This is a genomic window from Mammaliicoccus sp. J-M41, assembly GCF_022385935.1.
In the GTDB taxonomy this organism is placed as follows: Bacteria; Bacillota; Bacilli; order Staphylococcales; family Staphylococcaceae; genus Mammaliicoccus; species Mammaliicoccus sciuri_A.
On record NZ_JAJNIR010000017.1, the window covers coordinates 1 to 15,317 of the forward strand.

16 protein-coding genes are annotated in these 15,317 nt (G+C 31.8%); 7 read left to right on the plus strand and 9 right to left on the minus strand.

The genetic code is table 11. The annotated features are described in order from the left end of the window. Nucleotides 1-106: 106 nt before the first annotated feature. Nucleotides 107-832, minus strand: coding sequence for a DUF3169 family protein (locus LQ686_RS07855; protein WP_103360547.1), 726 nt, complete (start codon nt 830-832; stop codon nt 107-109). Further along, nucleotides 829-1,032, minus strand: coding sequence for a helix-turn-helix transcriptional regulator (locus LQ686_RS07860; protein ID WP_103360548.1), 204 nt, complete (start codon nt 1,030-1,032; stop codon nt 829-831). Before LQ686_RS07860 ends, LQ686_RS07855 begins: the two co-directional genes overlap by 4 nt. A gap of 205 nt (nt 1,033-1,237) precedes the next feature. Here LQ686_RS07860 and LQ686_RS07865 point away from each other — a divergent pair, with 205 nt between their 5' ends. Beyond that, nucleotides 1,238-2,752, plus strand: coding sequence for a Na+/H+ antiporter NhaC family protein (locus LQ686_RS07865; RefSeq protein ID WP_103360549.1), 1,515 nt, complete (start codon nt 1,238-1,240; stop codon nt 2,750-2,752). A 32-nt stretch (nt 2,753-2,784) separates the two neighbouring features. Here the strand turns inward: LQ686_RS07865 and LQ686_RS07870 are convergent, their stop codons facing one another. Next, nucleotides 2,785-3,921, minus strand: a complete 1,137-nt coding sequence (locus LQ686_RS07870; RefSeq protein ID WP_103360550.1) for a glycerate kinase family protein — start codon at nt 3,919-3,921, stop codon at nt 2,785-2,787. A 72-nt stretch (nt 3,922-3,993) separates the two neighbouring features. After that, nucleotides 3,994-5,265, minus strand: a complete 1,272-nt coding sequence (locus LQ686_RS07875) for an SLC13 family permease (RefSeq protein WP_103360551.1) — start codon at nt 5,263-5,265, stop codon at nt 3,994-3,996. Nucleotides 5,266-5,441: 176 nt separating this feature from the next. Here LQ686_RS07875 and LQ686_RS07880 point away from each other — a divergent pair, with 176 nt between their 5' ends. Together LQ686_RS07880 and LQ686_RS07885 are read left to right on the plus strand one after the other, a co-directional pair. Beyond that, the gene (locus LQ686_RS07880) at nt 5,442-6,536 is read left to right on the plus strand and encodes a tartrate dehydrogenase (protein ID WP_103360552.1); all 1,095 of its coding nucleotides are present in this window, start codon (nt 5,442-5,444) and stop codon (nt 6,534-6,536) included. Nucleotides 6,537-6,634: 98 nt separating this feature from the next. After that, nucleotides 6,635-7,342, plus strand: a complete 708-nt coding sequence (locus tag LQ686_RS07885) for a GntR family transcriptional regulator (protein WP_103360553.1) — start codon at nt 6,635-6,637, stop codon at nt 7,340-7,342. A 58-nt stretch (nt 7,343-7,400) separates the two neighbouring features. Here LQ686_RS07885 and LQ686_RS07890 read toward each other — a convergent pair whose 3' ends face one another. The 4 genes from LQ686_RS07890 to mqo form a co-directional block, all read right to left on the minus strand. Then, nucleotides 7,401-7,814, minus strand: a complete 414-nt coding sequence (locus LQ686_RS07890; protein ID WP_180991426.1) for a VOC family protein — start codon at nt 7,812-7,814, stop codon at nt 7,401-7,403. Between the two features lie 113 nt (nt 7,815-7,927). After that, a complete protein-coding gene (locus tag LQ686_RS07895) occupies nt 7,928-9,148 on the minus strand; it encodes a Y-family DNA polymerase (protein ID WP_103360554.1) in 1,221 nt (406 codons plus the stop codon). A 142-nt stretch (nt 9,149-9,290) separates the two neighbouring features. After that, nucleotides 9,291-9,695, minus strand: coding sequence for a sporulation protein (locus LQ686_RS07900; RefSeq protein WP_025905962.1), 405 nt, complete (start codon nt 9,693-9,695; stop codon nt 9,291-9,293). Between the two features lie 129 nt (nt 9,696-9,824). Beyond that, nucleotides 9,825-11,309, minus strand: coding sequence for a malate dehydrogenase (quinone) (gene mqo, locus LQ686_RS07905; protein WP_107565602.1), 1,485 nt, complete (start codon nt 11,307-11,309; stop codon nt 9,825-9,827). A 394-nt stretch (nt 11,310-11,703) separates the two neighbouring features. On the opposite strand from mqo, the gene LQ686_RS07910 reads away from it, so the two are divergent. Continuing rightward, the gene (locus tag LQ686_RS07910) at nt 11,704-12,717 is read left to right on the plus strand and encodes a cation diffusion facilitator family transporter (protein WP_107565603.1); all 1,014 of its coding nucleotides are present in this window, start codon (nt 11,704-11,706) and stop codon (nt 12,715-12,717) included. Then, nucleotides 12,717-12,902, plus strand: coding sequence for a 2-hydroxymuconate tautomerase (locus tag LQ686_RS07915; protein WP_037560206.1), 186 nt, complete (start codon nt 12,717-12,719; stop codon nt 12,900-12,902). The genes LQ686_RS07910 and LQ686_RS07915 overlap by 1 nt, the downstream gene beginning before the upstream one ends. Before the next feature lie 71 nt (nt 12,903-12,973). Here LQ686_RS07915 and LQ686_RS07920 read toward each other — a convergent pair whose 3' ends face one another. Continuing rightward, on the minus strand, nt 12,974-13,951 hold the full coding sequence (locus tag LQ686_RS07920; protein ID WP_037587964.1) for an LCP family protein: 978 nt from the start codon (nt 13,949-13,951) through the stop codon (nt 12,974-12,976). Nucleotides 13,952-14,105: 154 nt separating this feature from the next. On the opposite strand from LQ686_RS07920, the gene msrA reads away from it, so the two are divergent. Together msrA and LQ686_RS07930 are read left to right on the plus strand one after the other, a co-directional pair. Beyond that, on the plus strand, nt 14,106-14,606 hold the full coding sequence (msrA, locus tag LQ686_RS07925) for a peptide-methionine (S)-S-oxide reductase MsrA (RefSeq protein WP_103360557.1): 501 nt from the start codon (nt 14,106-14,108) through the stop codon (nt 14,604-14,606). Between the two features lie 93 nt (nt 14,607-14,699). Further along, nucleotides 14,700-15,317, plus strand: a complete 618-nt coding sequence (locus tag LQ686_RS07930) for a DedA family protein (protein WP_103360558.1) — start codon at nt 14,700-14,702, stop codon at nt 15,315-15,317.

The window sequence follows — 15,317 nt, forward strand, 5'->3', positions numbered from 1 at the left end:
AAAATTGGCTGGACGAAGTCCAGTACAATACCGAACTCAATCCAGCCAATTAATAGCATAATGGAAACTCTAACTTTGGGGGGTCACTACCTATTAGGCAGTTTTTTTATATTGATTCTGATACTTTTTTAGAGTAATACATTGTATTGACTAAATATAAAATAATCAATAATGACACACTAAAGAATTGATTATTGTCTGAAGAAATTGAGAAAATTGATGCTAGTGCTATACATCCGATTATTAATTGTTGGTTCAGTGTATAAGTTTTTTGTAGTGCAATTAATGTAATATACTGTTCTCCACTATCCATCATATCAATCATTTTTTCGTTTAATTGTTTATCTCCTGCTTTTGGATAGTTTCGTTCTGGATATAATTTTCTCAATTTAGATAAATGCATATATGATATTGGTGCTGTTGATATTAATGAAACGATTGCAATTAACAATGACAGCATACTTGGTTCTTTTGTTAAGTTAATGACGATGTTTAAGATTGTTAATGCTATTGTCATAATGATACCAAGCAATATGGGTGGGTAAATTAATGTTTTTTCTAACTGTATTTCTATTTCATCTTCATTTTCTGGGTTTGTTTCATATTTTCTATATTTTTCAGCTTTTTTATAAACATTAATTAAGATGATTATTAAAATAATATATACAATAGTTAAAATGGTGGCAGTAATATCAGTTTGCACTGTTGTAAGTTCAATTTCTAAAAAGTCGTGACCTTTCTTAAAAATACTTGTAAGTAATCCACCTACTAAACCACCGATCAGCATATATAATATAAAGTTACCAATTAACATAATTTTATTCTTTTTCATAATTCATCCTCCTCGAATATGAAAATATCTTCAACATTTTCTTTGAGTATTCTTGCTATTCTTACAGCAGTCAATACAGATGGCATAAAGTTATTCCGTTCTATCAAAGAAACTGTTTGTCTTGAAATACCTGCTCTTTTAGCCAATTCAGTTTGGTTAAATCCTTCCCGAGCTCTTAACTCTTTTACCCTATTTCTCATTTGACCACCACCTACATTTATAATATACATGATTATAGTCAAAATGACAACTATACTTGTCATTTTGTTATATATAATTGTCACAAATTCTTCGCATAAGAATACATATCATTGCTAATTTATTAATATCATATTTACTTATTCGTCATTATATGTGAAGATTAAATAATTACATATTTCAGAATATTTTGAAGGGGGTAATTTTATGGATCATTTTGGCTTTTGGTCGATTATTCCTCCAATTATAGCCATTATTATGGTATTACTTACAAGAAGTGTTATTGTTTCATTATTTTTAGGATTATTTTCAGGCATACTCTTGTTAACGAGTTTTCATCCAATATCTTCTTTAAAAAAATTACTTGGAGATTATTTGTACAGCACAGTTGCGGATGAATATAATGCTGGAATTCTTATTTTATTAGTGTTTATCGGTGGATTTGTCGCATTGCTTGAGAATTCAGGTGGTGCTAAGACATTTGCAAATCGATTTATATCCGGTGCGAAAAGTCGTATCAAAATTCAACTCGCTGCTTGGTTTAGTGGTATTATAATATTCTTTTCTGAAATGGGCACACCTTTAATTGTTGGACCAATTTATGAAAGTTTATTTGATAAAGCGAAGATTTCTCGAGAAAAATTAGCTTGGATTATTGATTCAACTGCATCGCCAGTTTCTGTAATGGTACCATTTATTGGTTGGGGCGTTTATATTATGGGGTTAATTGATACAGAATTTAAGCGATTAAGTATAGATATGTCCTCATGGGATGCCTTTATGGTTTCATTACCCTACTTTATTTATCCAGTCCTTGCGGTATTAATCGTTCCTCTCATCATTTTATTAAAATTAGATTTCGGACCTATGAAGTCAGCTGAGGATCGAATAATGAATACTGGTCAAATTTATTGGGACAATGCGAAGCCATTAAGAGAAAGTGTGGAAGTCGATAAAGATGTGGAAAATAAAAGTAAACCCATTCTAATTTGGTTACCTATTGTCATTTTAATTGTTTCATTGTTTACTTTATTAGCACCTAAAGGCTTCCCGTTCCAAAGTGTGGAAGGTAAAGATTTCAGAATAGCTTTAAGTTTATCTTATTTCTTTGCAGCTATTTCAATTATCTTATTAATGTTATTTTATAAAGTTAAAACAATTAGCCAATCATTAAATATTTATACGTCCGGTATGAAAAATATGACAGATATTTTAGTTATTTTAGTATTAGCATGGTCTTTAGGAAGTGTATTGGACAAATTAGGAACGGCTAACTACATCGTTCAAGTCATCGATGGCACAATCCCACCTGCTATTGTACCTGCTTTAATATTCCTTGTAGGTGCATGTATGTCTTTCGCAAACGGAACATCTTGGGGAACATTTGCTATTATGTTACCTCTCGCAATTCCATTAGGATATCATTTAGACATTTCGTTAGCAGTTTGTATAGGAGCCGTTATTTCTGGAGGTATCTTTGGGGATCATAGTTCTCCAATATCAGATACGACCATACTATCATCAACAGGTGCTGGTGCTGACCATAAAGATCACAATAAGACCCAAGTACCGATTGCTATATTTAATGGTGTTGTAACAACGATTGCATTACTTATTACAAGTATAATTGATTTTAAATTCACACTTATTTTAGCTATCTTATTCATGATATGTGGCGTCTTTATTATTCATCAAGTTCAGAAATATCGGTATAATCATTAAAAAGAGATGGGATAATTTCCCACCTCTTTTTATTAATTCAATTTAAGCGCTCTAAAAATTTGTTCAGTTTGTTGTTCAATGAGTTTATCACCATTATTCATCGCTTCTTCTAAAGTTATTGGACCATTTGCAATACTAAATGCCGCAGTTAAACCTTGCTCATGAAGTGCTGACAATGGCCTCTCAACTGTACCACCAATTGCGATAACAGGTATTTGATAAGATTTTGCAATTTGTGCAATTCCTGATATGACTTTTCCTCCAGAAGTTTGTCCATCGATTTTACCTTCACCAGTGATAATCAAGTCTATTTCATTTTCTTTAATAATATCTTTAAAATTCACAAAATCTACTACTAGTTCGATACCTCTTTTTAATTCTGCATTTAAGAATGCTAACATGCCGCCTGCTGTTCCACCTGCAGCGCCAGCACCTTCTATATTGCTTATTTCTTTGCCTTTAAATGTCTTAATAACATCTGCAAAATGAATAAGTGACTGATCTAGCCTCTCAACGATTTCTGGTGTGGCACCTTTTTGAGGGCCAAATATATAACTTGAACCTTGTTTACCGACAAATGGATTCGTCACATCGCAAGCAATTTCAAATTTAACATCCTTAATTTGTGGCATAACGTTTGATTCAACTATCGTTTCAATATTATGAATATGTTGTGCACCAAATGGTATATCTACACCATTTTCATCTAGAAATTGATATCCTAATGCTTGTAACAATCCTATACCCGCATCATTTGTAGCACTTCCACCTAAACAAACAATAAAATGTTTAATACCTTTTTCAACAGCATCTTTAATAAGTAATCCTGTACCATAAGTGGTCGTATGTATCGGATTAAGTTCTTCTCGTTTAAGTAAATCAATACCCGAACTCGTTGCTAGTTCGATAATAGCTGTCTTTCCATCGCCAGTTATACCATAACTTGATTGTATAGGTCTTGATAATGGATCTATACTATTAAATTCAACTACTGTTCCTTCAGTAGCTTGCACTAAATTAATCATCGTGCCTTCTCCACCATCTGCCATTGGAAGAAGAAACGTTTTAGTTTCTGAATCTACTGTTAAAATGCCACGTTCTATCGCTTGCGCAGCACTTAGCGCATCTATACTACCTTTAAAGGAATCTGGTGCAATTAATACTTTCATGAATATCGCCACCTTCTTAAGATTTCGTTCTATTTATATGTTACAGAAAAAATGTAAAATTAACAGATTTAATTAATAAAATGGGAAGAATATTGGTAACAGAATCATTGAAACAATGATAGATAAAATAATAAGTGGGATACCCGCAATAGCATAGTCTTTAAACTTAAATCCTCCAAGACCATAAACCATTGTATTAGCAGGCATACCAATTGGTGTCGCAAATGCTAGTGAACCACCGATTACAGTCGCCATCAATACAGCGCTAGGATCAGCCCCCATACCATTTGCTATAGATATACTAATTGGCACTAATAATGCAGTTGTTGCGGTATTGGACATAAAATTCGTCATCGTAGCAGATAACACGAGAATAACAAATAATAATACATAAGGAGAAGGGTCTTTTCCTAAAGTACTTATTAACGTACTGGCAATAACCTTTCCTGCACCAGATACTTGAATAGCATTTGCTAAAGCAAGTGAACCTACAAATAATAATATCGTATTCATATCAATTGATCTCATTGCTTTTTTCTCTGGAATAACTCTGGTTGCTATTAATACTAGAGCACCAATCCATGCAGAAACATGTAACGCAATACCTATTTGCTGTTCAAAAATCATTGCAATAACGGTTAAAATCAATACGCCTAAAGACATAACTTGTTTCCATTTTGGAACCTTTGAATAATCAACTTCTTGAGCATATATTGAATCTTCTTCAAGATCAACTTCTTCTCTTTTTGGTAATAATTTATGTCCAATTAAAGTGAAATATAATATACCGATAATCAGAATTGGTAACCCTACTTTTGCATATTCAAAAAATCCAAACCCATCACCTATTTGTTTAAGTGCTGATTGTGCAATCATATTACCTGGCGCCCCAATTAAACTTAAGTTACCACCCATTGCAGCTGCAAAAACTAATGGTAAGAGTAAAGTAGATCTTGAGAAACCGGATTTTGCTGCGATACCAATTACAACTGGTATTAAAACTGCGGCAGTACCTGTATTAGAAAGTACACCTGACATTAAACCAGTTATTAACATAACAGAAATAATTAATTGTTTTTCAGTTTTAGCAAATTTTGTGACGATTCCCCCTATTTTTTGAGCCATTCCCGTTTCGAAAAACGCACCGCCAACAATAAACATGGCCATAAATAATAGTACGTTACTATCGACAAATCCTGCAAAAGCTTCTTCAGGTTTGAGCACGCCTGTTATAACTAACCCTATTGCGACAATCATTGCAGTTACTGCTAACGGTATCTTTTCCCAAGCAAACATAACAATTGCAAATACTAAAAATATTAAAGTAATTATTGAACCGTCCATTCTAAGCACCCCTTATTTCAAAATTTGATAGCGTTTTCATTTCAATCATCATACATTAACGTATACATTAAGTCAATGAATTAGTGAAATATTTTTCTTTTTAAGTTATACATTGACAACAACGTATACATTATTTAATAATGGATGTATCACAAAGAAACAGGAGGTTATGTATCATGTCACAACAAAAAACATTTAAAATCGCTGTCATTCCAGGTGATGGTATTGGTAAAGAAGTTATTAACGAAGGGGTTCGTGTATTAGATCATTTAGCAGAGCAATCCAATAATCAATTTTCATTTGATTTTGATTACTTCCCTTGGGGATGTGAGTACTATTTAGAAAATGGTCGCATGATGGCTGAAGATGGATTAGAAACTTTAAAAGACTATGATGCTATATACTTTGGTGCTGTAGGGTTCCCAAATGTTCCCGACCATATTAGCTTATGGGGATTGAGAATTGCTATATGCCAAGGTTTTGACCAATGGGCAAATATTCGTCCAGTTGAATTTTTACCAGGTGTTGAAAGTAAATTAAATCATCCTGATGTTGAATCTTTAAATTGGGTACTAATCCGTGAGAATTCTGAAGGTGAATATTCTGGTGTTGGTGGTCGTAACTTTACTGGTAGAGGTGAAGGCAATGAAGTAGCCGTTCAATCATCTTTATTTACAGAAAAAGGTTGTGAACGTGTGATTAGATATGCGTTTGAAACTGCAAGAAAGCGTAAACGTAAAAAAGTAACAAGTGTTACTAAAAGTAATGCGCAACAATATGGAATGGTATTATGGGATGATGTATTTAAACGTGTGAGCAAAGAATATCCTGATGTTGAAACTGATCAATGGTTAGTTGATGCTATGGCGGCACACTTTGTGTTACATCCAGAAGATTTAGAAGTCGTAGTTGCATCTAACTTATTAGCAGATATATTATCTGACTTAGGTAGTGCATTAGCAGGCAGTTTAGGTATTGCAGCAAGTGCAAACTTAAACCCAGATCGTCGTTATCCAAGCATGTTTGAATCTGTTCATGGTTCTGCACCGGATATTGCTGGTAAAGGAATCGCAAACCCTATTGGAGCTATTGGTAGTGCAGCATTAATGTTAGATCATTTAGGCTTAAAAGAAGAAGCGAATCAAGTCAATGAAGCTATTAAGAAAGCGACAGGTTCTGGCGCACTTACAATAGACATAGGTGGCAATACATCAACTAAAGAAATGGCAGATTCAATTATTGAGAACTTACATTCAAATGTAAAGCAATAATTTTATTCTTAATCATTTTATATAACCGCACGTCTTTCTGGTATAATGAGGGAAACTCATTTTAAGAAAGACGTGTATTTTTTTGAGGAGGGTGAGATATGTCAGAGGAACATCAAACTGAATATGATTCTTTAAAAGGAAAACTTCTAGACATCGCTAAGCAGTTAGATGAACAGCGATTACCTATTCGTGCTTATCATATATTACGTATCGCGATTAAAAATTTAATACTAGAGCCAGGTCAAACAATTTTAGAAAGGGAAATTGCTGAAGCTTTAGAAATGAGCCGTACGCCTGTTAGAGAAGCTTTAGTAAGATTACAAACTGAAGGATTATTGACTTTAATTCCGAGGCGTGGCTTTCATATCAATCCGATAAAAAAACATGATTTGAAGGAAATCTATGAAATCACTGAAACGTTAGATGGTTTAGCAGTAGAATTAGCGACAACAAAAGTGACAGAAGAAAATATAGCACATTTAAAGCATTTAATTGCATTACAGCAAGAACAACTTGAACAGAATAATTTATACGAATGGTCTATATTAGATGATCAATTTCATGCGGATTTAATTAGTTTTGCAAATAATACACGCTTAAGTAGCGTTATTAATATACATGCAGACCAATTATATAGAGCTAGACTATTTACGATCAATGACCGACCTGCTCCTTATCAATCTATCGTTGAACATAAAGCTATTATTGCATGTATAGAAGCTAAAGATAAGCATGCCGCACGATTAGCTATGCAGTCTCACAGAAAAAGAGCGTGGGGAGAAATTGTTAATTCATTAAATGACTAGATTAAAAAACCATAAACTTTACTCAAAAATTGTTTATGGTTTTTCTTTATACTTTATTTTATTGATGTGTATAAGTTAAATCCCAACCTATACCAAATTGATCGATTACTTTCGCATATGTCTGTCCCCAGAAAGTTTGTCCAAGTTCCATTTGAACTTGTCCACCTTCTTTAAAAATATTATAAACTTCATTAATTTGTTCTTCTGTCTCAAATTCTAACACAATATATATATTGTGTTTCTTATGAAGTGAATCATCGTCATTTGGTATATCAGAAAACATAAATAAATGACCATTAACTTCTAATTGTGCATGTATAATTCTATTAGGATCTTCGGAGGCATCTACACCTGCGTCACCATAAGTTTGTGATTCTCTTACGCTTCCATCTAAGGCTTCACTATAAAACCCTAACGCTTCTTCGCAAGTTCCGTTAAAGTAAAGATAAGGTGTAACTTGTTTAATCACCATGCACCACTCCCCATATTTGATTGTTAATCAAAATAAGTATATAAATGTGCAAAGAGTTTGTCAAATGTTAATAAAATTTACATTTTAAACACAAAACGATTAATTATTATATTTCAGTTATGTTTAATTAAATGATGATTACTTTCTTCTTGTCTACTATATGTGTTATTGACACTCATTTCATTAGTAAGCAACACTAATGCTTCATCACGTTCTCGCTCAAATGTATCTATAAATAAATTCAATTCACGAGCTCGTTCTGGCACGAGTTGTGTAAGCGAAATATTTAATGATGAATACTTCTCCTGTTTATCACATAACTGTTCTGTAAAACTCCAGATTACTCTAAATATATCCATCGTAATATTCGTGCCGTCTTTTAAAGTGTAAGATTTAGAAATTGTATTGGCATTACTTTTCAGTGAAAAAGCAATGGTCTTAACTAATAAATTTCTAGATCTTAATTGTTTCGTTAAACGTTCCACTTGTTGAAGAATGATTTCTTTCATTTCATAATATTGGTATTGTTTTTCAAGCGCGACTTCACATTTAATGTCCGGATTATAAATACTATGTGTTTCACGTACGATATTAGTATCTATACCATTACTGATTAAATTCAATTCCTTACCCATCTTGCCATATAATTGTGTTAATTTATTAACTGGATAGCGTGCTAAATCTCCAACAGTATATAAACCAAGCTCATTTAGTTCCTTTTCTAACCGATCATTTATCCCCCACACTTTATGCAATGGATGTATCGGCCACACTTTATCTCTTATATCGCTATAATTTAATACTCCAATTAATTGATCATGTTGGTAAGACTCATTATCTAAAGCCAACTTGCTTAACAACATGTTTGGTCCAATACCTATATGACAATTTAATTGCGTTTCTTGTTCTATTTCAGTTCGGATCCTTGCAGCAAATTCAATTGGATTATCACAATATTGTTTATAATAATGTGTCACATCAATAAAAATTTCATCTATACGATGTTGTTGGATATCATCTGCATGTACATATTTAAGTAATACTTTATAAATAGCATTTGCATAGTTTATATATTGTTTCATATTTGGATTGATAATAAAGATATCATTTCTATGTGGTATTTCAAATAGTCTTGAACCAGTCTTGATTCCTAATTCTTGTAACGGCTCAGTAGCAGAAATAACGATAGCGCCTTGCCTTTTCGTATCAGAAATAACAGCTAATTTATATTCATTTGGGTTAATACCTTTAGAAACACATGACACATTTGCAAAAAAGTTATGATGACTTAAACATAAAATATATCTCTCTTGGAAATCACTGTAATTGTACATCACATCACCTCCCAGAACATTTGTTTGTACCACTATTATATACGAACACATGTTCTATTTCAAGAGATTTATTTATCTAAATAAAAAAGTCCTACAAAGTATTAACCTGTTATAGGTCAACTTTGTAAGACTTCATTATAAGTTATCGTACTATACTTAATTTTTCTTCGTCATCAGCACCAATTGACTGATCGATATGAACATGTGTCTTTAAAAATATTTCTTCTGGCTCGCCTTTGAATTCAATTTGTTCTAATTTAAATTCAAATTCGTATTCTTGGTGGTCTTTCTTCTTAATCAAGAAGGATTGATTAACTTTATGCTTATGCAATTCATAATCAAATTCCGAAAAATCACTATCCTCATTTTGATTATTGACACGTTCAATAAGAGACAATTCAATATATTTAACTTCTAAATCACATGAACCGCCTTTAAATATTACTTTACCTTTAATGGGCTCTTCTTCATTAAAAGTCATCTTTTCTAAACGCGTATCGATTGTTAGATTACCGACACCTATAGAGGTAAGTAACTTTTCAAACATAATACAAATCCCCCTTAATCTTCATTAAAGATAGTTTAACTCGATTAAACTAAAATTTAAAGTGATTAAAGAGGATTTTTTTAATTATAATTGATATTTTTTTAACAAACGTCAATTTTCAACATAAACTTACTTATATAAACCTAAAGCTTTCGAAGTTGATGTATTAATTTCATTAAATAATTCTGGATTATCAGATAAATTTGTTCTAAATGAAGGTATCATTTGTTTAATTTTATCTTCCCAGTTTACAAATTCATTAGGGAAACATTTTTCAAGTAACTGCAACATAACGTGTACAGCAGTAGAAGCACCTGGAGATGCACCTAATAACGCAGAAATAGAGCCATCTTCACTTGTTACAAGTTCAGTACCAAATTGTAATGTACCCTTTCCTCCTTCTTTTGTATCTTTAATGACTTGTACACGTTGACCAGCGATTACGATATCCCAATCTTCTAACTTAGCAGTCGGTATAAATTCTTTTAGTTCTTCTAAACGCTTTTCATCTGACAATAAGACTTGTTCTACTAAATATTTCGTTAATCCCATTTCTTTTAAACCAGCTGATAACATCGTAAAGATATTATTCGGTTTCACTGAGCCAAATAAATCTAAGTTAGAGCCAGTTTTCAAGAATTTAGGTGAGAATCCAGCAAATGGTCCAAATAATAATGAACGTTTACCTTCAATATATCTAGTATCTAAATGTGGCACAGACATTGGTGGCGCGCCAACTTTTGCTTTACCATATACTTTAGCATCGTGTTTAGCAATAATATCTTCGTTATTACATACCATAAATAAACCACTAACTGGGAAACCTCCAATATTAGAAGCTTCCTTAATGCCTGTCTTTTGTAAAAGTGGTAAACTACCGCCACCAGCACCGATAAACACAAATTGAGTATTGTGATATTCAACCTTTTTAGTTTCGGCATTATAGATCTTTAATTGCCATGAATTGTCTTCATTTCTTCGAATATTCTGAACAGAATGATTATAATTTAACTCAACACCCTGATCTTTTAAGTCACTTAATAATGAGCGCGTTAAATTCCCAAAGTTTACATCCGTACCAGATTCAATTTTAGTTGCGGCAATTGTTTCATCTTTCGAACGCCCTTCCATCATAAGTGGCATCCAATGCTTTAACGTCTCAAGATTATCCGTAAATGTCATACCATTGAATAATGGATTTTTTGATAATGCATCACATCTATTTTTCAAAAATTGTACATTTTTGTCTCCATACACAAAACTCATATGTGGTACAGGACGAATAAATGATTGTGGATCTGTTAAACTACCTTTGTTTACTAAATATGTCCAAAATTGCTTTGATAATTGAAATTGTTCATTTATTTGAATAGCTTTATCAATATTAACTGAACCATCCGCCTCTTCTTTAGTATAATTCAATTCACATAATGCTGAATGTCCAGTTCCAGCGTTATTCCATTCATTAGAACTTTCTTCAGCAGGTTTTGATAATTTTTCAAATAATTTAATTTCTAAGTTTGGTGATAATTCTTTAAGCATTGTACCTAAAGTAGCACTCATAATGCCTCCACCAATTAATATTACATCTGTTTTCTTATGTAAAGCATTCATAATTAACTACAGAGCCCCTTTCAATATTAACCATTTCGACTAAATATATGTCCATAAAAAATATACAAATGAATAATTTGTATGAATTAATCTATGTATTACTACTATTATAAACCTTATACTTTCATTTAAAAAGTGACAACAAGCGCACAATGTGTAATAAGTTAATTTTATTATTAAGTTACATTAAAATAGTCGAGAATTAGTATAACTTAATTAATATATCTATATAAATAGTATAACAGATTACCTAAATGATGGTTTAAAAAATTTCAATTAACATTTATAGTTTACATAATATTATTATGATATTTAAATAAAGATACTTATATTATAATGAATTTGGGTATTATAGTGGTATAATCAAAACAAAAATATTTTAAAGGAGTTTTTTATGAAAGCTTTCATTAATTTACTTAAAAAAGGAAGCAAATCTTCGCTTTCTGCTGCAGTCGTTAACTTTATTTTAGGTTGTTTAAAGTTATTCGCTTTTATCTTTACAGGAAACATCGCTATGTTTGCAGAAATGATGCACTCTTTCGGTGATGCAGCAAACCAACTTTTTGTATTTTTAGGATCAGCATTTTCTAAAAGAAGTCCAAATGAGAAGTTTCCTCTTGGATACGGAAGATTAATTAACCTCGTCTGTTTAATAGCAGTTATTATTGTAGGTATTTTATCTTATGAGACAGTTAAAGAAGGTTTTCACCATATTGTTCATCCCAATGAAACTGGCGGACCAATATTATTCTTCTGGATTAATATCGCTGTTCTAGGTATCGGTATTATTTTAGAAGGTACTGTATTAAGAAAAGCTGGTAAAGAAATCTTGGAAGAAGCTGGTGAAAGCAGTAAAGGATTACTGACACCATTTACTAAAAGTTATTTAATGATTGGTAAAGCTAAACCTGCAACAAAATTAGTATTCATGGAAGATACTGTTGCAACTGGTGGTGGTATTATTGCCGTTCTTTCAATCATTATCGCAAGATTAACAGGATTGGGTATGTTAGAAGGTATTGCTTCAGTCATCATTGGTGTGATGATGTTTGTAGTTGTGGGTATTATCTTCATTGAAAATGCTCAAGGCGTTCTTGGTATTGCAGATCATGAATCTGAAATACATGCTTCACGTGTCATATTAGATGATAAAGCAATTAGTGATATTAAAAGACTCGCTGTTATTAAAGAAGGTGAAGCACTTCATATAGAATGTTTATTAGAAGTTAATCACAATTATACACTTAAAGAGTTGTCAGATATCAGAAAACGGATTATATTAAAATTGTTAGACTTATCTCATGTTGAAGATGTGAACATTGAATTCATAGAAGATGATGGTCAAACAGACTGGAATGGAGATAGTGGTCCTTCAGCAAATATTCAATATAATAAGGAGCGTTTATAATGCCAATCGTAAACATTAAATTAATTGAAGGTAGATCTGATGAACAATTGAAAGGTCTTGTAAAAGATGTTACAGAAGCTGTTCATCAAAATGCAAAAGCACCAAAAGAAAATATTCATGTGATTATTGAAGAAATGAAACCTGAACACTATGGTGTTGCTGGTACTCGTAAATCTGATTCATAAGAACTATATCAATATAAAAAGCAATAAATGGTCAAAATGACCATTTATTGCTTTTTTAGTTTCCTCAATGATTAATCGTTAAGAAATTTTTTAATTGCTTCTTTATTTTTTTCTTTGTCGATTTTTAATACTGCCCCATTTTCAATATCATTCTCATTTGTATAAGAACCTTTAACAGGGACTGTTAACGTCTTAATATCTTTATCGCCTCTAGCTAAGAAGCTAGCTCCCGTTTTGTAAATTGTTTGATCATCTAAATTGGTATTAACATAACCTCTAGCAATACCAGCTAATTTCGGTGCTTTAACAACTGAATCCACACTCATCAATTCTGATTTTAATGCAGTCATAACTTGTTGTTGTCTTCTAACACGACCAAAGTCACCTTCTTCATCATGTCTAAAGCGCGCATAACCTAATAATTCTTTCCCGTTTAAATTATGTTGCCCTTGTTTTAAAGAAACACCAATTTTTGCAGACATATCTTTTTCAACATCGATTGGAACGCCTTTAGGTGCAATTTCATCGACCATTTCTTCAAATCCATCAAAATCGATAATTGCATAGTATTCCGGATCAATATCAAGGTTCTTCTTCAATGTCTTACGTAATAATTCAGGTCCGCCTAATGAATATGCAGTATTAATCTTATAATTACGATAGCCACCTGGGATTTCTGAATAAATATCTCTCATGACTGATACTATTTTGAGATCTTTTTTCAAGTAATCATATTGAACAATCATAATTGAGTCTGTTCTAGGTTGTGAATTATCTACTTTGCGGTCCTCACCTAATACGAGCACATTTACTTTACCATCATTCCGCGTTGTACTATTGAATTTATGTAATTGCTGCTTTTTACCGTTATCTGATGAAACTTTCAAACCAGATTTATAAGAAGCATTAATATAAAATCCAAGTCCAATTAAAAGTAAGATTATACCTAAGAAAATAAAAGGTCTTTTTTTAATTCTACGCTTTTTTCTTCTTGTAGGTATATTCGTTTGACGATTATCTTCAGTTTCTGATTGATTATGCGAAGTCATTGTTACCAACCTTTTATCTTCAAAATTGAGTCTAATTATATTATAATGAGACTCATACATTAAGTTAACCAATTTATATACTAAAAATCAAGAAAAATTGCAAAGCTAACTTAAAAATAAGACTTGAGACTGAATAAAGGATGGTAAAAATATCATGAATATGAATAAAGCGTATTTTGCAGGAGGATGCTTTTGGTGTATGGTTAAGCCATTTGACCAATATGAAGGAATAGATAAAGTGACTTCAGGTTATATGGGTGGAACAACTGAAAATCCAACATACGAAGAAGTAAAAAAAGGTGATACCGGACATTATGAAGTTGTCGAAATCCAATATGATGTAGCTTTATTCTCATATAATAGACTGCTAGAAATATATTTTGCAATTATTGACCCTACTGATGCTAATGGACAATTCCAAGACAGAGGTACACAATATGAAACAGCTATTTTCTATACAAATGCTGATCAAAAGAAACTTGCTGAACAGTATATCGAACAACTCAATAAAGAATTACCAAAAGGAAAATCAGTCGTTACAAAACTATTACCATATAAGCCTTTTTACAAAGCTGAAGATTATCATCAAGATTTTTATAAGAAGAATCCTGAAAGATATCAAGAAGAACAAACAATTAGACAAAGTTTAAAATAAACAAGTATAGCATAACAGTATCGTATACAATTATGCTATACTGTTATTTTTATATAACATCTATCAGTATTTAAGATATAAAAGGAGAACATTATGGAACAATGGATTACTGATTATATGACGCATTATGGATATATCGGTGTCTTCATACTCGTATTTTTAGAATATGTTATACACCCCTTCCCTTCTGAAATCATATTAACATTTGCTGGATTCATGACTTCACAGTCAGAGTTGAATATCATAATTGTATGTTTACTTACAATTTTAGGTGCTGTACTCGGAGCACTTGTATTATATAGTATCGGTGCTCTTATAGGTGAAGAACGTTTATATAAATTTATACATAAACGTGGCAAATATATAGGTATCAAAACACAAGACTTAGATAAGACTATACAATGGTTAGATAAATATGGACATTGGGCTATCTTCTTAGGACGCTTTATCCCAATCGTTAGAACACTCATTTCATTACCAGCCGGTATAACTAAAATGAACTTACCCGTATTTATACTTTTAACAGCAATCGGCACAGGTATGTGGAATATATTTCTAATTATGCTCGGTAAAATGTTAGGCAATCATTGGCATCAAATTCTCGTATATGTAGGTATGTATTCTAAAGTGTTTATTGTAATTATCGCAATAGCAGTACTATACGTCTTATACTTATGGTATAAACGCATTAAAGAAACACGTGTTAATTAA

Coding starts and splice junctions, on each gene's coding strand:
- LQ686_RS07855 (WP_103360547.1), bottom strand. CDS start 832: ATGAAAAAGAATAAAATTATGTTAATTGGTAACTTTATATTATATATG.
- LQ686_RS07860 (WP_103360548.1), bottom strand. CDS start 1,032: ATGAGAAATAGGGTAAAAGAGTTAAGAGCTCGGGAAGGATTTAACCAA.
- LQ686_RS07865 (WP_103360549.1), top strand. CDS start 1,238: ATGGATCATTTTGGCTTTTGGTCGATTATTCCTCCAATTATAGCCATT.
- LQ686_RS07870 (WP_103360550.1), bottom strand. CDS start 3,921: ATGAAAGTATTAATTGCACCAGATTCCTTTAAAGGTAGTATAGATGCG.
- LQ686_RS07875 (WP_103360551.1), bottom strand. CDS start 5,265: ATGGACGGTTCAATAATTACTTTAATATTTTTAGTATTTGCAATTGTT.
- LQ686_RS07880 (WP_103360552.1), top strand. CDS start 5,442: ATGTCACAACAAAAAACATTTAAAATCGCTGTCATTCCAGGTGATGGT.
- LQ686_RS07885 (WP_103360553.1), top strand. CDS start 6,635: ATGTCAGAGGAACATCAAACTGAATATGATTCTTTAAAAGGAAAACTT.
- LQ686_RS07890 (WP_180991426.1), bottom strand. CDS start 7,814: ATGGTGATTAAACAAGTTACACCTTATCTTTACTTTAACGGAACTTGC.
- LQ686_RS07895 (WP_103360554.1), bottom strand. CDS start 9,148: ATGTACAATTACAGTGATTTCCAAGAGAGATATATTTTATGTTTAAGT.
- LQ686_RS07900 (WP_025905962.1), bottom strand. CDS start 9,695: ATGTTTGAAAAGTTACTTACCTCTATAGGTGTCGGTAATCTAACAATC.
- mqo (WP_107565602.1), bottom strand. CDS start 11,309: ATGAATGCTTTACATAAGAAAACAGATGTAATATTAATTGGTGGAGGC.
- LQ686_RS07910 (WP_107565603.1), top strand. CDS start 11,704: ATGAAAGCTTTCATTAATTTACTTAAAAAAGGAAGCAAATCTTCGCTT.
- LQ686_RS07915 (WP_037560206.1), top strand. CDS start 12,717: ATGCCAATCGTAAACATTAAATTAATTGAAGGTAGATCTGATGAACAA.
- LQ686_RS07920 (WP_037587964.1), bottom strand. CDS start 13,951: ATGACTTCGCATAATCAATCAGAAACTGAAGATAATCGTCAAACGAAT.
- msrA (WP_103360557.1), top strand. CDS start 14,106: ATGAATATGAATAAAGCGTATTTTGCAGGAGGATGCTTTTGGTGTATG.
- LQ686_RS07930 (WP_103360558.1), top strand. CDS start 14,700: ATGGAACAATGGATTACTGATTATATGACGCATTATGGATATATCGGT.